This window comes from Pseudotabrizicola sp. 4114, from assembly GCF_031457365.1.
Lineage (GTDB): Bacteria > Pseudomonadota > Alphaproteobacteria > Rhodobacterales > Rhodobacteraceae > Pseudotabrizicola.
On record NZ_JAVDWP010000005.1, the window covers coordinates 265,069 to 285,856 of the forward strand.

The window sequence follows — 20,788 nt, forward strand, 5'->3', positions numbered from 1 at the left end:
CTTTGCGCCCTAACGTCCGGGGACAAACAGGGGGCGTGACATGCTGGCCGGAAAACGGGTGCTGTTGATCATTGGCGGCGGGATTGCGGCCTATAAGTCGTTGGAACTGATCCGGCTTTTGCAAAAGGCGGGCGCCTCGGTGGTGCCGGTGCTGACGCGGGCGGGCGCGGAGTTTGTGACGCCTTTGAGTGTGTCGGCGCTGTCCGGGCACAAGGTGTATCAGGAGCTGTTCGATCTGACCGATGAGGCAGAGATGGGGCATATCCAGCTGTCCCGCGCCGCTGACCTGTTGGTGGTGGCCCCGGCAACGGCGGATCTGATGGCGAAAATGGCGGGCGGGCGGGCCGATGATCTGGCCTCGACCTTGCTTCTGGCGACCGACAAGCGGGTGTTGGTGGCCCCGGCGATGAATGTGCGGATGTGGGGGCACCCGGCGACGCAGCGCAATCTGGCGGCTTTGCGCGGTGACGGGGTGCTGATGACCGGCCCCAATGAGGGCGAGATGGCCTGCGGCGAATACGGGCCGGGGCGGATGGCGGAACCGGTGGAGATTGTGGCGGCGATCAGTGCCGCGCTGGGCGGCGGGCCGTTGGCGGGGCGGCATGTGCTGGTGACCTCCGGCCCGACGCATGAGCCGATTGATCCGGTGCGCTATATTGCCAACAGGTCGAGCGGCGCGCAGGGCACGGCGCTTGCGGCAGCTTTGCGCGATCTGGGGGCACGGGTGACGTTTGTGACCGGGCCCGCGACAGTGCCCGCGCCCGGTGGCGTGGATGTGGTGCGGGTCGAGACGGCGGCGCAGATGCTGGCGGCGGTGCAGGCCGCCTTGCCCGCCGATGCGGCGGTGATGGCGGCGGCGGTGGCCGATTGGCGGGTGGCCAATGCGGGCGCGCAGAAGATGAAGAAGGACGGAGCGGGGCAGGCCCCGAGGCTGGAGTTTGCCGAGAACGCCGATATTCTGGCGACGGTCTCGCAGGGGGCCATGCGCCCGCGTCTGGTGGTGGGCTTTGCTGCCGAGACCGAGGCGGTGGTAGAGCATGCGACCGCCAAGCGCCTGCGCAAGGGCTGTGACTGGATCGTGGCCAATGATGTCTCCCCTGCGACCGGCATCATGGGCGGGGCCGAGAATGCGGTGACGGTGATCACTGACGCCGGAGCCGAGGTCTGGCCGCGCATGACCAAGGATGCCGTGGCGCGGCGGTTGGCGGAAAAGATTGCGGAGGCGTTGCAATGACCCCGGTGGTAAAGATCGTGTTTGAAGACTGGGCGGACCGGGATCTGCCCTTGCCGGGGTATGAGACTGCGGGGGCGGCGGGGGCCGACATCCGCGCCAATCTGCCGCCCGAAATGCGGGCGGCGGGGTTCACCCTTGCGCCGATGCAGCGGGCGATCTGCCCGACCGGGATACGGGTGGAGGTTCCGCTGGGGTTCGAGATGCAGATCCGGCCCCGCTCGGGGCTGGCGACGAAATCGGGCATCACCCTGCCCAACACGCCGGGCACCATCGACAGCGATTATCGCGGCCCGCTGGGGGTGGCCTTGGTCAACCTGTCGGATCAACCCTACACCGTGCAGCATGGCGACCGGGTGGCGCAGATGATCGTGGCCCCGGTGGTGCAGGCCGCGTTTGCGGTGGTGGAGAGCTTGGGCGAGACCGCGCGCGGCGCGGGCGGGTTCGGGTCAACCGGGCGGTCATGATCGGAAAAATGGCATGATCGGCGCATTCGCATGATCGGCCTGCTGGGCTTTGTCGCGGTGTTTGCGGGCGGGCGCTGGCTGGGTTGGCCTGCGCGCTGGGTCTGGCTGCTGGCCTGGGGCTGGCTCTTGGTGCTGCTGCTGGCGCATGCTCCCTTCATGCCGCCAGAGCTGGGCGCGTTTGTCGGCGGCGAGTTTCGCGGCTGGTTCGTGCTGGGGGTGCTGGCGGCGCTGGTCCTCGCGTATCGCGCAGTTTTGGGCCGGGTGCGCAGGCGGGTGACGCCGGTGGTGGAGGCCAAGCCGGGGGCGTTCTCAAAGGTGGAGCTGGACCGCTACGCCCGCCACATCATGCTGCGCGAAATCGGCGGGCCGGGGCAGAAAAGCCTGAAGGCGGCAAAGGTGCTGGTGGTCGGGGCAGGCGGGCTTGGCTCGCCCGCGCTCCTGTATCTGGCGGCAAGCGGCGTGGGCGTGATCGGGGTGATTGATGGCGACGGGGTCGAGGGATCGAACCTGCAACGCCAGATCATCCATACCGATGCGCGCATCGGGATGCCAAAGGTGTTCTCGGCAGAAATCGCGATGAAGGCGCTGAACCCGTTCATCGAGGTGCGGCCCTATCACCGGCGGCTGGACGCGGATTTGGCGGCAGAGCTGGTGGCGGAGTATGATCTGGTGCTGGACGGCACCGACAACTTCGACACCCGCTATCTGGTGAACCGGGTGTGCGCAGCGGCGGGCAAGCCGTTGATTGCAGCGGCGATCACCCAATGGGAGGGGCAGATCAGCCTGTATGATCCGGCGCAAGGCGGCCCTTGTTTCGAATGCGTTTTCCCGGTGCGGCCCGCGCCGGGCATGGTGCCGACCTGCGCCGAGGCCGGGGTGGCGGCCCCGCTGCCCGGCGTGATCGGCGCGATGATGGCGATGGAGGCGGTGAAGCATCTGACCGGCGCGGGGCAGGGCCTGCGCGGCCGGCTGATGATCCACGACGCGCTTTATGCCGAGACGCGGGTGATCGGGGTGAAGCGGCGCGCGGGCTGCGCGGCCTGTGGCGGGCTGTAGCACTGCACGGAACAGCGCGCGCGGAATGAGCGGTCAGAGCGGACCGCTGCGACACCCCGCCTGCGCCCTCGCCAGCATCGGAAGGATCAGACCCCACCGGGTTTCCTGAGGCGGCCCAGAGGGTTCGAAGCCGAGTTTCCTGTAGGCGGCAATGGCCTGTGCATTGTCCGGATGCGGATCAGTCGCGATCACCGGCGCCCCGTCATCGAACAGAGCCTGCAGCCTTGTGCGGATAAAGGCCGGGCCATGACCCAAACCGATCATATCCGGCTCTCCGATAAACTGGTCAATTCCACGCGCGCCCGCAGGCAGATGCGCGAAATGGTGATCGTTCCAGCCGTGAACGGTGTAGTCCTGCATGAAACCAAAGGGGCGTGCATGATAGGATACGATCCGGCGTGAAACGCGGGGATCGGCCAGATCCGGTGCGGTATAAGGCTCCTGTGACCCCCACCACTTCCGGACATGCGGGTGTGATTGCCATGCCGTGAGCAAATCGAGATCACCCACCGCGACCTTGCGAAAGCTGTATGCACTGGGCGCCATCATGCGCCGAGTTTAGCAGATCGGCCAAAGGTTGGAAGATGTGCCTGACACCGGACCGCCCCCTTTGCCCTCACGTGCCGTTGCGGGGCGCGCAGCAGGCTGCGCTTTGTGGCTTTGAGTATTTGGAAAGCAGCAAAGCCTTTGCGCTCGCGTAAACCTTTGCACGGGCGCTGTGCATTGCACCTTTCTGAAATACTCCCCGCGCGGCGCGCGTCCGACCTTTGATCAGCGTGCCGCGTCAGGCCTTGCGCGGCACCAGCCCGGCCAAAGCCCGGCTGACGGTGCCGGAGGTCGAGGGGCGCTCGACCGCAACAAAGGGCATCGGGCGGCACAGATCGATGGCGGCGAGGCCGACGCGGGCGGTGAGCGCGCCGTTGACCACGCCTTCGCCAAAGCGGCGCGAGAGTTTTGACAGCACACCGCCACCTGCGACCGAGCCGATCAGGTCATCGGTCAGCGCCAGCGCGCCAGCGGCCAAGAGCGAGGCGAAGACGCGGCGCAGCAGCCCCCACGACCCCAGCGCGCCCGAGCGCCCGCCGTAGATCTCGGCAATGCGGCGGATCATGCGCAGGTTGGCGACCAGAGCGGTGGCCACATCGGCCAGCGCCAGCGGCACCAGTGCCGTGACCATGGCGACCTGCCGCGCTGCTGCCTCGACCTCGGCGCGGGCGCGGGCGTCGAGGGGGGGCAGCAGTTCGGCCTCGGCCAGCGACAGGAGGGCGTCGGCGTCCAGCACTTCAGCCTCGCGCTCGGCCAGCCGGGCGCGGCCCCAGGCGGTATCGGGGCGGGCGGCGTAGAGGCTGACGAGTGATGCCACGGTGCGGCGGGCGGATTTCAGGTCGGCGGTCTGGCGGGCGGTGATGGCGGCCTGCCGCAGGTGGTCAAGCCTCATGAGCCGCATGTAGGCCGACCATTCGCGCCCCGCCAGCAGCACGGCGGCCAGCAGCGCCAGCACCAGAAGCACGCCCGCGACCCAGCCCAGCAGGGCATTGCGGGCAAAGAGGTCAGTCACGAAATCATAACCCGCAACCGAGAGCGCAAAGGTGAAGAAGGCGGTGAACGCCCAGAGCGCAAAGCGCGCCAGCGGCGAGCGCGGCGCGCGGATGCGGGCGGCCAGCTGCATCGCCTGCCCCTGCGGCAGGTCATCCGGCACCGGGGCGGCGGTGGAGGGATCGACCTCATCCTCAAGTTCCAGAATCAGCGGCTTACGCGGGGGCGGGGGGGGCAGGTCGGTCACAGCCGGTCTCCGATCAGGAATTCGGCGGCCCGGTCCAGCCTTATGTGCGGCGGGCCCTCGCCGGGTTTGAGGGTCATGCGGGCGGGGGCAAAGCCCATCAGCGAGAAATCGGCATCCAGCCAACGCTCGGCGCCTTCGCGGGCGGGGGCCAGGATGCGCGCGGGGTCGGTCGGCAGATCGCCCGCATACATCGCGGCCTGTTTGCCGGTGGAGATCAGCCGCCCGCGCACCAGATCGAGCGGCGCGCCATCACGCTGCACAGAGTCTTCGACCGTGGCGCGCAAGCTGGCCAGCGACAGCGCCATGGTGCGTGCGCCGGAAAAATCGGCGCGGCGGCGGGCGTCGGACAGCAGTGCCTCGGTGATCGCGGTCAGGGCGGGATGCTGGTGATGGTGCAGGTGATCGGCCTTGGTCGCGGCGAACAGGATCTTTTCCACCCGCTTGCCGCCCAGAATGCGGCTGAGCCAGCCATTGGCCCCGGGGCGGAAGGCGGTGAGAATTTCGGCCATGGTGCGGCGCAGGTCTTCGACCGCGCGCGGACCGGCATGGATGGCGCCCAGCACATCCATCAACACCACCTGCCTGTCGATGCGCGAGAAATGGTCGCGGAAAAACGGTTTGACCACCTTGGCCTTATACGCCTCATACCGCCGCTCCATCTCACGCCAGAGGCTGCCGCGCGGGGTGCTGGCGGGCAGGGGCAAAGGCGCAAAGGTCAGCACGGGCGAGCCTGCCAGTTCCCCCGGCAGCAGGAACCGCCCCGGCGTCAGGTCAGACCAGCCCTTGCCGCGTGCGGCCTGCAGATAGGCGGTGAAAGCGGCGGCGAGGCCCTGGGCGCGCGGCTCGTCCAGCGCCAGCGACCCATCCTCGGCCCGGGCCTGCGCCATGAAATCGGCAGCCTCGGGGCGTTTGGCGATGCGGGTCAGCGTTTCCTCGGCCCAGCGGGTATAGTCCTTGTCCAGAAGCGACAGATCCAGCAGCCATTCGCCGGGGTAATCCACAATGTCGAGGTGCAGGCGCGTATTGCCGGTCAGCCCCAGAAACCCCGAGGGCCGCAGCCGGAACGACAGCCGCAGTTCCGACACCGCGCGGGTGGATTGCGGCCAGCGCGGATCGCTGCCCATCAGGTCGGTCAGGTGGGCCTCGAAGTCAAAGCGCGGCAGGGTCAGGTCGGGCTGGGGCTGCAGGAGCACCGTCTCGATCCGGCCCTGCGCCTGCGCCATCAGTTGCGGCATCCGGCCCCGGTCCAGCAGGTTGGCGACCAGCGCGGTGATGAACACGGTCTTGCCGGCCCCCGACAGGCCGGTGACGCCCAGTCGCAGGGTGGGGTCGAACAGATCGGTCACCGATCCCGTCAGCCCTTCAAAGCTGCGGGTGATGCCATCAGTCAGGGAAGACAGGACCAATCGGATATTCCTTCTGCTTGCCTCTACATAGGCAGCTATGCCCCGGCTGTGTAGGGGGAAAGCCCGACCGACCGGCGCACCCCTCTGCCGGATTGCTGCTTTGAAAATACTCCCGCGCGGAGCGCTTCCGCACTTAGCCGCCCGCGCCGGGCTTGCAGTGGGGGGCAAATCGGGTAAGGAACAGCCATGCCACGTTTTGCGCTGAAAATCGACTATGACGGTGGCCCGTTTCAGGGCTGGCAACGGCAGGCTGCTCATCAGCCGTCGGTGCAGGCTGCGGTCGAGGCGGCACTGTCACGGCTGCAGCCGGGGCCGCACACCATTGCTGCCGCCGGGCGCACCGATGCGGGCGTGCATGGCACCGGGCAGGTGGCGACGGTGGATCTGGTGCGTGAGTGGGAGCCGTACCGGCTGTCCGAGGCGCTGAACTGGCATCTGAAGCCGGCGCCGGTGGCGATCATCGGTGCCGCGCGCGTGCCGGACGATTTTCACGCCCGGTTTTCCGCGACCGAGCGGCGCTATCTGTTCCGGCTGGTGGCGCGGCGCGCGCCGGTCACGCATGACCGGGGCCGGGTCTGGCAGGTGCTGAACCCGGTGGATACGGGGGCGATGCGGGCGGCGGCGGCGCATCTGATCGGGCACCACGATTTCACCACCTTCCGGTCGTCGCTCTGTCAGGCACAGTCGCCGATGAAGACTCTGGATGAGATTTCCATTTCCGAGCACGCCTATGCGGGCGGGGTGGAGTATCGCTTTATCCTGCGCGCCCGCAGTTTCCTGCACAATCAGGTGCGCTCGATCGTCGGCACGCTGGAGCGGGTCGGGGCGCGGACCTGGGCACCAGAGGATGTGAACGCGGCGTTGGAGGCGCGCAACCGCGCGGCCTGTGGCCCGGTCTGTCCGCCGCAGGGGCTGTATCTGACCGGGGTGGGCTATCCGGTGGATCCCTTTGCTTGAACCTGTCGCCTGACGGGTTAGGCTCTGCCCCAAAGCTGGGAGGCAGAGATGACAAAACCAACACTGTTTATCGCGCGCAAGCTGCGCGACGTGGTCGAGGCGCGGGCGGCGCGGGACTACGAGGTGATTCTGAACCCCGGGGACCGGCTGTTCAGCCGGGAAGAGCTGATCTCCACGTGTCGCACGGTGGATGCGGTCTTGCCCTGCCATTCTGAGCGGTTCAGTGCCGATGTGATTGCTGCGCTGGGGCCAAGACTGAAGATCATCGCCAATCACTCGGTGGGCACGGATCACGTCGATCTGGTGGCGGCAAAGGCGGCGGGGATCGTGGTGACCAACACGCCGGACGTGTTGTCGGATGCCACGGCCGAGACTGCCATGCTGTGCATGCTGGGGGCGGCGCGGCGCGGGGCCGAGGGCGATGCGATGATCCGGGCGGGCAAGTGGGATTTCTGGTCACCCGCCTTCATGGTCGGGCGGCAAGTGACGGGCAAGCGCTTTGGCGTGCTGGGCATGGGCCGGGTGGGGCAGGTCACGGCAGAGCGGGCGCGCGGCTTTGGCATGCAGGTGCATTACCACAACCGCCGCCGCTTGCCCGATCATCTGGAAAAGGGCGCGGTCTTTCATGACACGCTGGAGGGGCTGCTGGCGGTGTCGGATGTGCTGAGCCTGCATTGCCCCTCGACCCCGCAGAATGCCGGGATCATCAATGCGCGTACGCTGGCGCTGCTGCCGGAGCGGGCTGTGCTGGTGAACACGGCGCGGGGCGGGCTGGTGGATGAGGCGGCGCTGGTTGACGCGTTGACCTCGGGGAGGTTGTTTGCGGCGGGGCTGGACGTGTTTCAGACCGAGCCCGGCGGCAACCCGGCGCTTGCGGCGCTGCCGAACGTGTTCTTGTTGCCGCATATCGGCTCGGCCACCGAAGAGACCCGCGATGCGATGGGGTTTCGCGCGCTGGACAATCTGGACGCGTTTTTTGCCGGACAGGAGCCGGGTGACCGGGTGGCATAAACCGGGGTCTATACCGATGATTGGGTAGACGTGGTAAAACAAACTTACCAGTGCTTGCTTTTCGCGCCCCCTGCATTAGACTTTCCGCAGATAACAGGTCGCGAGGAGCGGCCATAATCGTCTGGGAGGACACCATATGACTGATACCCGCGACACCGGGCTTTCCCGTCGTTCGTTCCTGCGCAAAGGTGCGCTGGGCGGCTCTGCCGCCGCCGCTGCCTCGGTGCTGGCGGCCCCTGCCGTTCTGGCGCAGGCCCCGCTGGTGATGAAGATGCAGACCTCGTGGCCTGCGTCGGACATCTGGATGGATTTCGCGCGCCAGTATGTGACGCGGGTAGAAGAAATGTCGGGCGGGCGTCTGAAGATCGACCTGCTGCCCGCCGGTGCGGTGGTCGGCGCATTTCAGGTGATGGATGCCGTGCATGACGGCGTGATCGACGCCACCCACACCGTGCCAGTCTATTGGTACGGCAAGCACAAGGCGGCATCGTTCTTTGGCACCGGGCCGGTGTTCGGCGGCTCGGCCTCGACCATGCTGGGCTGGTTCTATGAGGGCGGCGGGGCAGAGTTCTACCGCGAACTGACGCAGGATGTGCTGGGCCTGAACGTGATCGGCTTCATGGGGATGCCGATGCCAGCCCAGCCCTTCGGCTGGTTCAAGACCGAAGTGAACACGGTCGCCGACATTCAGGGCTTCAAATACCGGACCGTGGGTCTGGCGGCTGACCTGCTGCAGGCGATGGGCATGTCGGTGGCGCAGCTGCCGGGCGGCGAGATCGTGCCCGCGATGGAACGCGGCGTGATCGACGCGTTCGAGTTCAACAACCCGTCGTCTGACCGCCGCTTTGGCGCGCAGGACGTGGCCAAGAACTACTACCTGTCGTCCTATCATCAGGCGTCGGAAGCGTTTGAATTCACCTTCAACCGGGATTTCTTTGAAGATCTGGAACCCGATCTGCAGGCGATCCTGAAGTACGGGGTTGAAGCTTCGGCCACGGCAAACCTTGCACTGGCACAGCGCGAGTATTCCAAGGATCTGGCAGAGCTGCAAAGCGATGCCGGTGTCACCGTGCACCGTACCTCGCCCGAGATTCTTGCCGCGCAGCTGGAAGCATGGGACAAGCTGATCGTCGATCTGGAAGCCGACGCGTTCAACAAAAAGGTCATGGACAGCCAGCGCGCCTGGGTTGAGCAGGTGTCGTATTACGAGCTGATGGGTGCGCCGGATCTGGGGCTCGCATACGAGCATTACTTCCCCGGCAAACTGAAACTGTAATCTGATCCGGGGGCGCGGCTGACGCGCCCCGTTTCATCTGCGCCGCGATTCCTGCTGCGGGCTGATCTGCCCGCGTGACTGCTTGAACGGAGTTCCCCACATGCTCGGGTATATTCGCTTTGCCGACCAGCTGTCCGCGTGGTTTGGCAAGACCTTTGGCTGGCTGATCATTCTGATGACCTTTGGCATGGCCTATGAGGTGCTGGTCCGCTACGCGTTCAACCGTCCGACGCCCTGGGCGCTGGACCTGAGTTTCATCATGTATGGCACGCTGTTCATGATGGGCGGGGCCTATACCCTGTCGCGCGGCGGGCATGTGCGGGGCGATTTCATCTATCGCACCTGGCGGCCGCAGACGCAGGCGCTGGTCGATCTGGTGCTGTATGTCCTGTTCTTCTTTCCCGGCATTCTGGCGCTGGTGTTCACCGGCTGGAAATACTCGGCCCGGTCGTGGGGCTATGCCGAAGTGTCGGTGAACAGCCCGGCGGGGATTCCGATCTATCAGTTCAAATCGGTGATCGTTGCGGCGGGTATCCTGCTGCTGATTCAGGGGCTGGCGCAGGTGTTCCGCTGCATCATCTGCATGCGCACCGGCGAATGGATGCACGCTGATGAAGATGTCGAGGAAACCGAACAATTGCTGATCAGGCAGGCGGCTGAGGCTGCCGCCGCGGCAGCCGCCAAAGCCCAAAGGTAATCGGCCAAAACGCCGCCCCATTCCCGGAGTTCGCACACGTGACCGACCCGCAAATCGCCCTTATGATGCTGGGCATCTTTATTGCCTTTGTCTTTCTGGGCTTCCCGATTGCCTTTACGCTGATGGCGCTTGGCATTGCCTTTGGCTATTACGCCTACTTTGATCCCAGCCGGATGTGGCGCGGCTATAACCGGCTGACCGAGGATGCGGGGTGGTGGGACAGCACCAGCCTGTGGATCGAGGGGTTTTACAACAACCGGATCTTCGACCTGTTCGTGAACCAGACCTATACGGTGATCTCGAACGAGGTGCTGACCGCGATCCCGCTGTTCCTGTTCATGGGCTATATCGTTGAACGCGCGAACATCGTTGACAAGCTGTTCGGTACGCTGGCGATTGCCACCCGCAACATTCCCGGGTCCATGGGTGTCGCGGCGCTGCTGACCTGTGCGCTGTTTGCCACCGCAACGGGGATCGTGGGCGCGGTTGTCACGCTGATGGGGCTGCTGGCACTGCCGCAGATGCTGAAAGCGCGCTATGACCATTCCTTTGCCACCGGCATCATCTGCGCGGGCGGCACGCTGGGCATTCTGATTCCGCCGTCGATCATGCTGATCGTCTATGCGGCGTCTTCGGGTGTGTCGATTGTGCGGCTCTATGCGGCGGCCTTGCTGCCGGGCTTTACGTTGGTGGGGCTGTATCTGATCTATATCATCGGGCGGTCGATCCTGAACCCCAAGCTCGCGCCCAAACCGACGCTCGAAGAAATGCCCGAGGTTCCGTGGAGCAAGCTGATCGTGATGCTTGCCACCAGCTTCTTCCCGCTGGCCTTCCTGATCTTTGCGGTGCTGGGGTCGATCCTGTTCGGTCTGGCGACCCCAACCGAGGCCGCATCAATCGGCGCATTGGGCGGCATGCTGCTGGCGGTCGGCTACCGGGCGATGACGTTCCAGCGCCTGCGCGAAAGCGTCTACCTGACGGTGCGGACCACCGCGATGGTGTGCTGGCTGTTCGTCGGCTCCTACACCTTCTCGGCCGTGTTCAGCTATCTGGGCGGCGAGCATGTGATTGCCGATTTCGTCATGGGTCTGGATCTGACGCCGATCCAGTTCCTGATACTGGCGCAGGTGATCATCTTCCTGCTGGGCTGGCCGCTGGAATGGTCCGAGATCATCATCATCTTTGTGCCGATCTTCCTGCCGCTGCTGCCCTTGTTCGGGATTGATCCGTTGTTCTTTGGCGTGCTGGTGGCGCTGAACCTGCAGACCTCGTTCCTGACTCCGCCAATGGCGATGAGTGCGTATTATCTCAAGGGCATCGCGCCGCCGCAGATCAAGCTGACCGAGATTTTCGCGGGCGTGCTGCCCTATTGCGGCATGGTGATCATCTGCATGGTGCTGCTCTATGTCTTCCCGCAGATCGTGTTCAGCCTGCCGGAGGCATTCTATGGGCCGGGCCGATAAGGTGGTGGATCTGACCGGCTTTGGCGCAGTGGTATTGCGCGACCGTCTGGCCTCGGGTGCTTTGCGCGCGGTCGAGGTGGTGGAGGCTTACCTTGCCCGCATCGCCGTGGTGGAGCCGCAGGTGCAGGCCTGGGCCTGGCTGGATGGCGACTACGCTCTGGAACAGGCGCGCACGCTGGATGCGCGCAGGCTGGCCGGGCGGCCGATCGGGCCGCTGCACGGGGTGCCGGTGGCGTTGAAGGACATCATCGACACCAAGGGCATTCCCACGGCGAACGGGCTGGCGGTGGACGCCGGACGGGTGCCGTCAGAGGATGCGTGGATCGTGGCGCGGCTGCGCGCGGCGGGGGCGATCATCCTGGGCAAGACGGTGACGACCGAGGGCGCCTATATGCACCCCGGCAAGACCCGCAATCCGCACAATGCCGCGCATACGCCGGGCGGGTCTTCGCAAGGTTCGGCGGCGGCGGTGGCGGCGGGCATGGTGCCCTTGGCCATCGGCACGCAGACGGGTGGGTCGGTGATCCGGCCAGCGGCCTATTGCGGGGTGGTGGGGATGAAGCCCAGCTTTGGGCTGATCCCGCGCACCGGGATTTTGCCGCAATCGCCGTTCCTGGATACGGTGGGGGTGTTCGCCCGCACTGTCGAGGATGCGGCCTTGCTGGTCGAGGTGCTGGCGGGCCATGATCCGGCGGACAGCGCGACCGAGGCCGTGCCGGTGCCGCGTCTGCTGGATGTGACGCTGGCAAAGGTGCCGGTGACGCCGATGTTTGCCTTTCTGCGCCCACCCGGATGGGATGAGGCCGACCCGCAGATGCGGGCGGCGGTCGAGGAAGTGGCGGCGCTCTTGGGCGAGCAGTGCTTTGACGCCGATCTGCCGGGGCTGAGTGAGGTGGCGGCGATCCGGCAGCGGATCAACTTTGCCGAGATGGCCAAGTGTTATTACGGGATCGAGCGGCGCGGGCGCGATCAGATGTCTGACGTGCTGGTTGCTGCGATGGATGAGGGCAAGGCGGTGCTGGCGCGCGATTATCTGGCGGCGCTGGATTGGCGCGGGCTGCTGAATGCGGCCCTGAACCCGGTGTTTGAGCGCTGTGACGCGATCCTGTGCCCGGCGGCCCCCGGCCCCGCGCCCGAGGGGCTGGCGTTTACCGGATCGGCGATCTTCAACGGGCTGTGGACGCTGGCCGGGGTGCCGGCGGTGACGCTGCCGCTGTTCTGGTCCGACAGCGGCTTGCCGATGGGCTTGCAGCTGGTGGGGCGGCGGGGCGATGATGCGCGCCTGTTGCGCACCGCGCGCTGGCTGATGGCGCATGTGGAAACGCAGGCAAAGGGAGGCGCAAGCCAATGAACAATGTGATGGCGCTGTTTGCGTTTGCGGTGTTGCTGGGGTTTCTGGGAATCCTGCTGTGGCATGTACCGCGCTGGGATCTGATCGGGGTGGTCAGCGTGACGGTGGCGTTGGCCGGATGGGATCTGATCACCAACCTGCGCAAACGTGGCTAGGGCCGCGCGGCCAGCGGTGACGCTGGACGCGCGTGGTATCAGCTTTGCGGGCGTTCGGCCCAGCCTGCGAAGATGCGTTCCAGCACCAGAACCGCATAATACAGCAGGATGCCGAGGGCGGCGAGGGCGATCAGCACCGCAAACATCAGCGGGTAGTCGCCATTGGTTTCGCCCGATTTGAACAGCGCGCCAAGGCCGCGGCCATGGGGGGCCACGATCTCCACCAGATTGGTGCCGATAAAGGCCAGCGTGACCGAGACCTTGAGCGCGCCAAAGAACTCGGGCAGGGTTTTGGGCAGGGCGATCTTCTGAAAGATCGTCAGCCGCGATGCGCCAAGGCTGCGCAGAATGTCGCGGTATTCGGGTTCCAGCGTCGAGAGGCCAATGCCGACCGAGACGGCGATCGGGAAAAAGCTGATCAGAAACGCCATCAGTACGGTGTTGAAATCATGCTGGCCGATGAAGATCAGGCTGATCACCGGCACCAGCGTCGCCTTCGGGATCGCGTTGAACCCGACCAGCAACGGGTAAAGCCCGTCACGGGCGATGCGGGAAAAGCCCATGATCATGCCGACGAGGGTGCCGAACAGCACCGCAAGGCCAAGACCGACAACGGTGCGCCACAGGGTCTGCCAGCCCATCTCAAGGAAAAGCCAGCGGAATTTCCAGAACGCGGGCGGCAGGTCGGAGGGCGAGGCCATTTTGTAATTCGGCCAGTCGTTGACCCAGACCAGCGACTCCCATGCCAGCAGGAACAGGATCACGGCCAGAATCGGCACGGCGATTTTCTGCAGGGTTTCCATCAGTGCACCTCTCCGTCGCGGCCTTGGGCAATGCGGATCTGGTCGCGCAGCGTGTGCAGCATGTCCTGCGCCTTTGGCTGATAGAGGATGTCGAGCGTGCGGTCGGCGGGCAGATCCACGTTCAGCACCATCTGGGTGCGGGCGGGGCGGCCCGACAGCACAAAGACCTGATCGCCCAGGAACACGCTTTCGCGCAGGTCATGGGTGATCAGCACGCAGGTAAAGGGTTCCGCCGCGCGCAGATCGCGCATGGTCTGCCACAGGTCTTCGCGGGTGAAATTGTCAAGCGCGCCAAAGGGTTCGTCCATGATCAGCACATCGGGCTTGTGCACGATGGCGCGGCACAGGCTGGCACGCTGGCGCATGCCGCCCGACAGCTCGCTGGGGCGTTTGGACTCGAAGCCCTTGAGGCCCACCATATCCAGCAGGTGCATGGCCCGCGCCTCGCGGTCGCGCTGCGCCATGCGGGGGGCGACGATTTCCAGCGGCAGGATCACGTTTTCAAGGATCGTGCGCCATTCCAGCAGCACCGGGTTCTGAAACGCCATGCCAACCGTCTTGCGCGGGCTGGTGACGCGTTCGCCATGCAGCCAGACCTCACCCTGATCCGGCTTCATCAGCCCGGCGACAAGCCGGGTGAGGGTGGATTTGCCGCAGCCCGAGGGGCCGACGACGGCGGCGAATTCGCCTTCGGGTACGGCGATGTTGAGGTTGTCCAGCACCGGTAGCGGGCCGGATTTGGTGCGGTAGGCGTGGGTGACGCCCTTGATCTCGATGAGGTTTGTCATGGGGTGCGCCGCCAGTCTCCGGGCGGCGGGGGCCTTATTGCATCATCAGGCTGCCATCGGCGGGCAGCCATGTCGGATCAAAATACAGCGCCGCATCGGGGGTGTTGGTGAAGGTGTAGACCGATTTGGTCTGCTCGATCGCCTTTTCCATCCGGGCGGCGTCGATGTTGCCAAGGCCGTTGGTCATGACCCAGTCGGTCATCACATTGTCCTTGATCGACAGCGCCAGACGCTCGCCCTCCAGCTCCGCATCGGCGGCGGGGTTGCGGGTGATCAGGCTGGCGATGGCGGCGTCGGGGTCGGCGACGGTGTCTTTCCAGCCCTTGGCAATGGCGCGCAGAAAGCCGGTCACGGCTTCGGGGTTGGCGGCGGCGAAGTCGGTGTTGACGATCACCGCATTGCCATAAAGCGCCACGCCGTGATCGGCCATCAGGATGACCGAAATATCATCGGCCGGAACGCCAAGGCGTTTGACGTTGAGGCTGGAGGTGAAGCTGAAGCCGGTGACGGCGGCCACCTTGCCTTCGGCCAGCATCGGTTCGCGGACCGGAAAGCCCACGGGTTCGACGGTGACGGTGGCCATGTCGATGCCGTTCTCGGCCGCAAAGATCGGAAACTGCGCCCAGGCGCCATCCGGCGGCGGCGCGCCAAGGATCTTGCCGGAGATGTCGCCGGGGGCGTTGATGCCCAGCGATTTGCGGCCAACCATGGCAAAGGGCGGCTTGTCATAGATCATCATCACCGCCGTGACCGGCGCGCCGGGGTTCTGGTCGAGGAATTTCATCAGGCTGTTGATATCGGCAAAGCCGACCGGATAGGCCCCGGTGGCCACTTTCGGGATCGCATCCAGCGAGCCCGCGCCCTCGGTGATCTCGACCGTCAGCCCCTCGGCAGCGAAGTGACCTTTGTCGAGGGCGACGAAATAGGGGGCGGCGGGGCCTTCGAATTTCCAGTCCAGCGCAAAGGGCATGGCGGTTTCGGCTTGGGCCGCCTGTGCCACCAGAAGTGCGGTGACAAGGCCGGACAGGGCGATACGGATCATGGGGCAGACTCCGGTTGGGGTTTTCCCAATTGGTCAAGATTACGCGACAGAGTCATAGGCCGGGCGCATAGGGTGATGGATTTTTGTGCGCCCATGCTTGCGGATTGTGCAGCGCCTTGGGGAGTGATGAAAAAGGTGCCGTTCTGGGGAGTGCCGTGGACTGAACGGCAAGCGCCGGGGGCCGCTGGGGACGCCTCCGGCGGGAGTTTTTGGCAAGCAGCAATCCGGCAGGGGTTTGCCGGATCGGGCCTGGGCGCAGAGCTCAGGCGAAGAGCGCGGGGACCAGCGCGCCGCGGGACTGGATGACCTGCGCGGCGAGGGCCGTTGCGGCCTGTGCGGCGCGGTCTTCAGTCTCGCCCATGGCCAGATGGGCGAGAAAGCCGCCGGCAAAGCTGTCGCCTGCGGCGGTGGTGTCGACGATCTGCGCGACCGGGGTCGCGGCGTGCTGCCGGCTGCCGTGATCGGCGGACCACAGGGTCACGGGACCGCCGCCATCCTTGACCACGACGCGGTTTGCCCCGGCCTGCTGATAGCGGGCGATAGTGTCGGCGGCGGTCTGGTCGCCCCAGAGGCCGGTTTCTTCGTCAAACGAGGGCAGCACGATGTCGGCGACCGATGCGCCCAGCATCACGCCGTCACGCATGGCATCGGCCCCGTCCCAAAGGCGCGGGCGCAGGTTGGTGTCAAAGGCGATCAGGCTGCCCCTGGCGCGGGCGCGGGCAAGGCCTGCGCAAAAGCTGCGGCGGTGGTCGGGTGACAGGATGGCAAGGGTGATGGCGGAAAAATGGATGATGGTGCGCCCGTCGAGGGTGGTTTCCAGCCAGTCGGGGTCATCGGCCAGCATCCGGGCCGCCGACTGGCCGCGCCAGTAGGAAAAGCTGCGTTCGCCGTCGCGCAGGCTGATCATGTACAGGCCCACGGTCCGGTCGGGCAGGCGGCGCAGGGCGGTGGTGTCGATGCCTTCACCGGCGATGAATGCAGCCATTTCATCCGAGACCGCATCGGTGCCGATGGCCGAGCCATAGGCGACAGACCAGTCTGCGGGCAAAAGGCGGCGGGCATACCAGGCGGTGTTGAAGGTATCCCCCGCGAAACCGCGCGCATAGTCGCCAGAGGCGGTGGGTGACAGCTCTACCATGCATTCGCCAATGCTCAACAGGGATTTCGACATGGGTTCGGCTCCTATCCTCACGCGGTGGCTGACGTTAGCCGAGGGATACGGGGGCTGCAACCGGGGGGCTTGCTGCCGGAGGATCTGCACAGAGGCCGGATATTTGCGCACCGCGCCGGGCCGGAGAGCACCGGGCGAGCATGGCAGGGCAGGGGAAAGCAGCCCGATCTGGCTGGCACTTGCTTTTCCGGCGTGTTGCTGCGGGATATGGCATAGACTGAGACTTGGTGGCAAAGAGCGGCGGTCCTGGAGGGTTGGCGGATGAGTGATGACGCGGCGCGATATATTTCCAAAGGGGTGGCCCATGTCGAGCTGCCCGCCATGGCCAGCCCGGTCGCGGTCAGCTTTGTGTTGCTGCCGAAATTCACCATGCTGGCCTTTGCTTCGGCCATCGAGCCGTTGCGGATCGCCAATCAGCTGACCGGGCAGGCGTTGTTCCGCTGGCAGGTGCTGTCGGCGGACGGGCAGGCGGTGGCCTGTTCGAACGGGGTGCCGGTGATGGTGGACGGGGCTTACGGCGCGGTCCAGCCCGAGGGGATCGTGCTGGTCTGTTCCGGGGTGGAGCCGGAGCTGCAGACTTCGGCCGCACTGGCGGACTGGATGCGTGGGTTGTGGCGGCGGGGGCGGATCGTCGGGGGGCTGTGTACCGGGGCCTATGCGTTGGCGCGCGCCGGTATCCTGAAAGGGCGGCGGTTTACCCTGCATTGGGAGAATCTGACAGGCTTTGCCGAGACCTTTCCCGATCTGACGGCCGCGCGGCAAGTGTTCTGCATTGATGACCGGATCGTCACCTGCGCCGGCGGTGTCGCGGCGGCCGATCTGATGCTGGAAATCATCCACGAGCGCTTTGGCATCACCCTCAGTCAGGAAGTGATGAACATGTGCCTGCTCGCTCAGCGGCGCAGGCAGGGCGATGAGCAGATGACATCGCTGGCTGCCCGGCTGGGCACGCGCCATGAAAAGCTGATCGAGGCGGTGGCGTTTCTGGAAGCGCGGATCGAAGAGCCGTTTGATCTGGACGCCTGTGCCGCGCAGCTGGACCTGTCGCGGCGGCAGATCGAGCGGCTGTTCAGCCGCTACATGGGCGTGACCCCGGTGCGTTATATGAATGATCTGCGCCTGCAACATGGCCGCGCGCTGCTGGCGGAAACCGATATGAGTGTGACCGAGGTGGCGATTGCCTGCGGCTATGCCAGCAGCTCACATTTTTCCAAGTCTTTCCGGGTGAAATACGGGGTTTCGCCCTATCGCTTTTCGCATTTTGGCAAGTAGCCTGCGGGCGCAAATGCAGCGCTTTTCAGGTTGCTCGCCCGGCAGTTGCAGACTGTTTCCCGTTTCGCTCATACTTCTGCCGAGTTCGTCTGGATTGTTGCTGTTTTACAATAGCCAAAGGTTTAACGCCTTGGTACGGTTTCTGTAATAAAAACACGAGCAGACTAAAAAAAGGTGCAGGTATGGGAACGGGCTCTCGGGGCACGTTCGTAATTTCCTGGTCACAGACAGAGATAGACGGCCTGAGTGCCGCCCCGTTGGATGGTCTTGCCGTCGGCGCCTCTTGGCGCTGGTCCGGTCGGCCCGTCCGCGTGGATGGTCAGGGCGGGATGCTTCTGCTGGAGGGGGCCGAGGGAATTGCGGACATTCGCAGGCGGGCGGCGAAAATGGTGCGCCGCCTGATTGGCGTTGCAGTCACGGGTGAGGCGGTTGCCGCGCCCGGGGCAGAGGCCGACGAAGAAGAGGCTCCGGATCAGGGTTTTATCGTGACGGATGGCCATCAAAGCTGGTCTGTCACCATTCTGCCGGTGCCGGATACGGGGGCGCGGCTGCTGATGTTTGTCGGCGAACTGCCGCCGCCGGGGCAGGATCTGTGGGTGGTGCGCACCGCGATCGACCGCACCCATTCCGGCGCGGGGGCCAAGGTGGCGGGCGGGGTGATCTGCTTTACGCCGGGCACGCGCATTGCCACGCCGACCGGCGCGCGGCTGATCCAGGATCTGCGCCCGGGCGACCGCATTCTGACCAAGGACAACGGCGCGCAGGACATTCTGTGGACCGGCACCCGCCGGATGAGCGGTGCGCGGCTGTATGCGATGCCGCATCTGCGCCCGGTCCGGTTCCGGGCCGGGGCGTTGGGGATCGAGCGGCCCGATATGGATCTGGTGGTCTCGCCCCAGCACCGGATGGTGCTGAACGGGCCGGCCGCACGGGCGCTGTTCAACACCGAAGAAGTCTTGGTCAAGGCTGAGGATCTGATCAACGATGTGACGATCTGTGTCGATCATGCGCTGCGCGAAGTGACCTATATCCATATCCTGCTGAACCGGCACAATATCGTCTGGGCCAACGGCATGGAGACAGAGAGCTTTCACCCGTCGAACACTGCGGTGGACACGATTGAGCCGGCGCAGCGCGAGGCGCTGATGGCGATCCTGCCGGAAGTCTCGCTCAACCCGGCCAGCTATGGCGATTATGTCCGGCGCAATCTGTCGTCGTCTGAGGTGGCGATCCTGCGGCATGATGTGGCGGCCTAGGCTTCGGGAGCGGGCGGACTGCTGCTTTGGCTTTGCACCTCCCCCGGTGTTATTTTCGGACCGGGGCGGAAGCGGCTGTTGACACCCTGATTTGCGGGCGTATAAGCGCGCTCTGTCCCGGCGGGTAACCTCCGGGGCTTTTCATTGGTGTTGGTGGACCCCGCAAGGGGATGCCTGTCGGGCCGAAGCCTTTTTAGAAGGTGAAGGCACAAGGACAACGCCCTTCGCAAAGCGTGCCGGGAAATCCGGTCGCGCAAACCTTGAAGGAGATCAGCCGTGACCAAACGCACGTCTGCCAAGTATAAAATTGACCGCCGCATGGGCGAGAACATCTGGGGCCGCGCCAAGTCGCCGGTCAACAAGCGTGAATATGGCCCGGGCCAGCATGGTCAGCGCCGCAAGAACAAACTGTCCGACTTCGGCACCCAGCTGCGCGCCAAGCAAAAGCTGAAGGGTTACTATGGTGACCTGACCGAAAAGCAGTTCCGCAAGATCTTTGGTGAGGCCGAGCGTGTGCGCGGCGACACCGGCGAGATGCTGATCGGTCTGCTGGAGCGCCGTCTGGATGCGGTCGTGTACCGCGCCAAGCTGGTGCCGACCGTGTTCGCCGCCCGTCAGTTCGTGAACCACGGCCATGTGCAGGTGAACGGCGCTCGCGTGAACATCGCGTCTTACCGTGTGAAAGAGGGCGACGTGATCTCGGTCCGCGAGAAATCGCGTCAGCTGGCGATCATTCTGGAAGCCGTGCAATCGTCAGAGCGTGACGTGCCGGATTATCTGGAAGTCGACCACAACAAACTGGTCGTGACCTTTGTGCGCACCCCGGGTCTGGGCGATGTGCCGTATCCGGTCGTGATGGAGCCGAACCTGGTCGTCGAATATTACGCGAAGAACTGATTTTTCGCGCAGAATGTGCAAAGGGCCGCCCGATTGGGCGGCCCTTTTGCTTTGAGCGGGCATTGCCGCCGGGGTCGATTGACGGGCCTTTTCCTTATGCACGGCCTGCGCTATCGAAGCGGCAGAACCGGCTGCAATCTGGGTGAGGTATATGGACCGCAAGTCATTGGAAGACCGCTTTGAGGCCGGGCTGTTTGCCAGCCGCTGGCTGATGGCTCCGATGTATCTGGGACTGGTCGTCAGCCTTGGCATGCTGGTGGTGATTTTCCTGCGCGATCTGGCCTATTATGCGCCGCAGGTGCTGGCGATGACGGCGGATGAGGTCATTCTGGTGTGCCTTACGCTGATTGACCTGACGCTGGCAGCCAACCTTTTGCTGATCGTGATGTTCTCCGGCTATGAGAACTTTGTGTCGAAGTTCGATTTTGATACTGGACAGGATCGCCCGGACTGGATGGGCAAGGTCGATTTTGGCGGGCTCAAGATGAAGCTGGTGGCCAGTATCGTGGCGATTTCCGGCATCCATCTGCTGAAGCGGTTCATGGAAATCGGGGAATCTGTGGCGGATGCCAAGTTCGGCGAGACCGAGCTGTTCTGGCTGGTGGTGATCCATCTGACTTTTGTGGTCTCGGGCGTGTTGCTGGCGGTGATGGACTGGCTGCAGGCAAAGTCATACGCCAGCAAATAGGGCCGGTCTGACCACAGC

21 protein-coding genes are annotated in these 20,788 nt (G+C 65.0%); 14 read left to right on the plus strand and 7 right to left on the minus strand.

Translation table 11 applies throughout. The features are described from left to right. Positions 1-40: 40 nt before the first annotated feature. Genes coaBC through J2X53_RS14015 form a run of 3 tightly spaced genes read left to right on the plus strand, consistent with a single transcriptional unit; the run spans position 41 to position 2,754 of the window. Entirely contained in the window at positions 41-1,234 is a 1,194-nt protein-coding gene (gene coaBC / locus J2X53_RS14005) for a bifunctional phosphopantothenoylcysteine decarboxylase/phosphopantothenate--cysteine ligase CoaBC (RefSeq protein ID WP_349038107.1), read from the plus strand. After that, on the plus strand, positions 1,231-1,698 hold the full coding sequence (gene dut / locus J2X53_RS14010) for a dUTP diphosphatase (protein ID WP_349038108.1): 468 nt from the start codon (positions 1,231-1,233) through the stop codon (positions 1,696-1,698). The genes coaBC and dut overlap by 4 nt, the downstream gene beginning before the upstream one ends. Positions 1,699-1,728: 30 nt before the next feature. Continuing rightward, complete coding sequence (locus J2X53_RS14015; RefSeq protein WP_349038109.1) at positions 1,729-2,754, plus strand: HesA/MoeB/ThiF family protein; 1,026 nt, start codon at positions 1,729-1,731, stop codon at positions 2,752-2,754. A 33-nt stretch (positions 2,755-2,787) separates the two neighbouring features. Here the strand turns inward: J2X53_RS14015 and J2X53_RS14020 are convergent, their stop codons facing one another. From J2X53_RS14020 to J2X53_RS14030, 3 genes are all read right to left on the minus strand, one after another. Beyond that, a complete protein-coding gene (locus J2X53_RS14020; RefSeq protein ID WP_349038110.1) occupies positions 2,788-3,300 on the minus strand; it encodes a GNAT family N-acetyltransferase in 513 nt (170 codons plus the stop codon). Positions 3,301-3,538: 238 nt separating this feature from the next. Further along, a complete protein-coding gene (locus tag J2X53_RS14025) occupies positions 3,539-4,501 on the minus strand; it encodes a TIGR01620 family protein (protein ID WP_349038207.1) in 963 nt (320 codons plus the stop codon). Positions 4,502-4,533: 32 nt separating this feature from the next. Then, positions 4,534-5,943: a YcjX family protein gene (locus J2X53_RS14030; RefSeq protein ID WP_349038111.1), complete on the minus strand. Its 1,410-nt coding sequence runs from the start codon at positions 5,941-5,943 to the stop codon at positions 4,534-4,536. A gap of 186 nt (positions 5,944-6,129) precedes the next feature. Between J2X53_RS14030 and truA the strand changes: the two genes are divergently transcribed. The 7 genes from truA to J2X53_RS14065 all read left to right on the plus strand — a co-directional run bounded on the left by truA (position 6,130) and on the right by J2X53_RS14065 (position 12,853). Further along, positions 6,130-6,900 (plus strand): tRNA pseudouridine(38-40) synthase TruA, encoded by a 771-nt coding sequence (gene truA, locus J2X53_RS14035; protein ID WP_349038112.1) that lies wholly within the window; start codon positions 6,130-6,132, stop codon positions 6,898-6,900. A 48-nt stretch (positions 6,901-6,948) separates the two neighbouring features. Next, on the plus strand, positions 6,949-7,911 hold the full coding sequence (locus tag J2X53_RS14040; RefSeq protein WP_349038113.1) for a D-glycerate dehydrogenase: 963 nt from the start codon (positions 6,949-6,951) through the stop codon (positions 7,909-7,911). Between the two features lie 136 nt (positions 7,912-8,047). Beyond that, entirely contained in the window at positions 8,048-9,187 is a 1,140-nt protein-coding gene (locus J2X53_RS14045; RefSeq protein ID WP_349038114.1) for a TRAP transporter substrate-binding protein, read from the plus strand. Between the two features lie 100 nt (positions 9,188-9,287). Next, complete coding sequence (locus tag J2X53_RS14050) at positions 9,288-9,884, plus strand: TRAP transporter small permease subunit (protein WP_349038115.1); 597 nt, start codon at positions 9,288-9,290, stop codon at positions 9,882-9,884. Positions 9,885-9,922: 38 nt separating this feature from the next. Next, positions 9,923-11,347, plus strand: a complete 1,425-nt coding sequence (locus J2X53_RS14055; RefSeq protein ID WP_349038116.1) for a TRAP transporter large permease subunit — start codon at positions 9,923-9,925, stop codon at positions 11,345-11,347. Continuing rightward, entirely contained in the window at positions 11,331-12,698 is a 1,368-nt protein-coding gene (locus tag J2X53_RS14060) for an amidase (RefSeq protein ID WP_349038117.1), read from the plus strand. Before J2X53_RS14055 ends, J2X53_RS14060 begins: the two co-directional genes overlap by 17 nt. Continuing rightward, positions 12,695-12,853, plus strand: a complete 159-nt coding sequence (locus tag J2X53_RS14065; RefSeq protein WP_349038118.1) for a hypothetical protein — start codon at positions 12,695-12,697, stop codon at positions 12,851-12,853. The genes J2X53_RS14060 and J2X53_RS14065 overlap by 4 nt, the downstream gene beginning before the upstream one ends. Before the next feature lie 38 nt (positions 12,854-12,891). On the opposite strand, the gene J2X53_RS14070 is transcribed toward J2X53_RS14065, so the two are convergent. The 4 genes from J2X53_RS14070 to J2X53_RS14085 form a co-directional block, all read right to left on the minus strand. Further along, positions 12,892-13,656 (minus strand): ABC transporter permease, encoded by a 765-nt coding sequence (locus J2X53_RS14070; protein ID WP_349038119.1) that lies wholly within the window; start codon positions 13,654-13,656, stop codon positions 12,892-12,894. Continuing rightward, positions 13,656-14,444: an ABC transporter ATP-binding protein gene (locus J2X53_RS14075; RefSeq protein ID WP_349038120.1), complete on the minus strand. Its 789-nt coding sequence runs from the start codon at positions 14,442-14,444 to the stop codon at positions 13,656-13,658. Before J2X53_RS14075 ends, J2X53_RS14070 begins: the two co-directional genes overlap by 1 nt. Positions 14,445-14,478: 34 nt before the next feature. Further along, positions 14,479-15,486, minus strand: a complete 1,008-nt coding sequence (locus tag J2X53_RS14080; RefSeq protein WP_349038121.1) for an ABC transporter substrate-binding protein — start codon at positions 15,484-15,486, stop codon at positions 14,479-14,481. A gap of 262 nt (positions 15,487-15,748) precedes the next feature. Further along, positions 15,749-16,657: a sugar kinase gene (locus J2X53_RS14085; protein WP_349038122.1), complete on the minus strand. Its 909-nt coding sequence runs from the start codon at positions 16,655-16,657 to the stop codon at positions 15,749-15,751. 261 nt (positions 16,658-16,918) lie between these two features. Here J2X53_RS14085 and J2X53_RS14090 point away from each other — a divergent pair, with 261 nt between their 5' ends. The 4 genes from J2X53_RS14090 (at position 16,919) to J2X53_RS14105 (ending at position 20,770) form a co-directional block, all read left to right on the plus strand. Beyond that, positions 16,919-17,929, plus strand: coding sequence for a GlxA family transcriptional regulator (locus J2X53_RS14090; RefSeq protein WP_349038123.1), 1,011 nt, complete (start codon positions 16,919-16,921; stop codon positions 17,927-17,929). Between the two features lie 182 nt (positions 17,930-18,111). Continuing rightward, entirely contained in the window at positions 18,112-19,185 is a 1,074-nt protein-coding gene (locus J2X53_RS14095; protein WP_349038124.1) for a Hint domain-containing protein, read from the plus strand. A 276-nt stretch (positions 19,186-19,461) separates the two neighbouring features. Beyond that, positions 19,462-20,082 (plus strand): 30S ribosomal protein S4, encoded by a 621-nt coding sequence (rpsD, locus tag J2X53_RS14100; RefSeq protein WP_349038125.1) that lies wholly within the window; start codon positions 19,462-19,464, stop codon positions 20,080-20,082. A gap of 151 nt (positions 20,083-20,233) precedes the next feature. Next, positions 20,234-20,770, plus strand: a complete 537-nt coding sequence (locus J2X53_RS14105; RefSeq protein WP_349038126.1) for a TIGR00645 family protein — start codon at positions 20,234-20,236, stop codon at positions 20,768-20,770. The last annotated feature ends 18 nt before the right edge of the window (positions 20,771-20,788 follow it).

Excerpts from the sequence above, each read along its gene's own strand:
- coaBC (WP_349038107.1), top strand. The coding sequence starts at position 41 with ATGCTGGCCGGAAAACGGGTGCTGTTGATCATTGGCGGCGGGATTGCG.
- dut (WP_349038108.1), top strand. The coding sequence starts at position 1,231 with ATGACCCCGGTGGTAAAGATCGTGTTTGAAGACTGGGCGGACCGGGAT.
- J2X53_RS14015 (WP_349038109.1), top strand. The coding sequence starts at position 1,729 with ATGATCGGCCTGCTGGGCTTTGTCGCGGTGTTTGCGGGCGGGCGCTGG.
- J2X53_RS14020 (WP_349038110.1), bottom strand. The coding sequence starts at position 3,300 with ATGGCGCCCAGTGCATACAGCTTTCGCAAGGTCGCGGTGGGTGATCTC.
- truA (WP_349038112.1), top strand. The coding sequence starts at position 6,130 with ATGCCACGTTTTGCGCTGAAAATCGACTATGACGGTGGCCCGTTTCAG.
- J2X53_RS14040 (WP_349038113.1), top strand. The coding sequence starts at position 6,949 with ATGACAAAACCAACACTGTTTATCGCGCGCAAGCTGCGCGACGTGGTC.
- J2X53_RS14045 (WP_349038114.1), top strand. The coding sequence starts at position 8,048 with ATGACTGATACCCGCGACACCGGGCTTTCCCGTCGTTCGTTCCTGCGC.
- J2X53_RS14050 (WP_349038115.1), top strand. The coding sequence starts at position 9,288 with ATGCTCGGGTATATTCGCTTTGCCGACCAGCTGTCCGCGTGGTTTGGC.
- J2X53_RS14060 (WP_349038117.1), top strand. The coding sequence starts at position 11,331 with ATGGGCCGGGCCGATAAGGTGGTGGATCTGACCGGCTTTGGCGCAGTG.
- J2X53_RS14065 (WP_349038118.1), top strand. The coding sequence starts at position 12,695 with ATGAACAATGTGATGGCGCTGTTTGCGTTTGCGGTGTTGCTGGGGTTT.
- J2X53_RS14070 (WP_349038119.1), bottom strand. The coding sequence starts at position 13,656 with ATGGAAACCCTGCAGAAAATCGCCGTGCCGATTCTGGCCGTGATCCTG.
- J2X53_RS14075 (WP_349038120.1), bottom strand. The coding sequence starts at position 14,444 with ATGACAAACCTCATCGAGATCAAGGGCGTCACCCACGCCTACCGCACC.
- J2X53_RS14080 (WP_349038121.1), bottom strand. The coding sequence starts at position 15,486 with ATGATCCGTATCGCCCTGTCCGGCCTTGTCACCGCACTTCTGGTGGCA.
- J2X53_RS14085 (WP_349038122.1), bottom strand. The coding sequence starts at position 16,657 with ATGTCGAAATCCCTGTTGAGCATTGGCGAATGCATGGTAGAGCTGTCA.
- J2X53_RS14090 (WP_349038123.1), top strand. The coding sequence starts at position 16,919 with ATGAGTGATGACGCGGCGCGATATATTTCCAAAGGGGTGGCCCATGTC.
- J2X53_RS14095 (WP_349038124.1), top strand. The coding sequence starts at position 18,112 with ATGGGAACGGGCTCTCGGGGCACGTTCGTAATTTCCTGGTCACAGACA.
- J2X53_RS14105 (WP_349038126.1), top strand. The coding sequence starts at position 20,234 with ATGGACCGCAAGTCATTGGAAGACCGCTTTGAGGCCGGGCTGTTTGCC.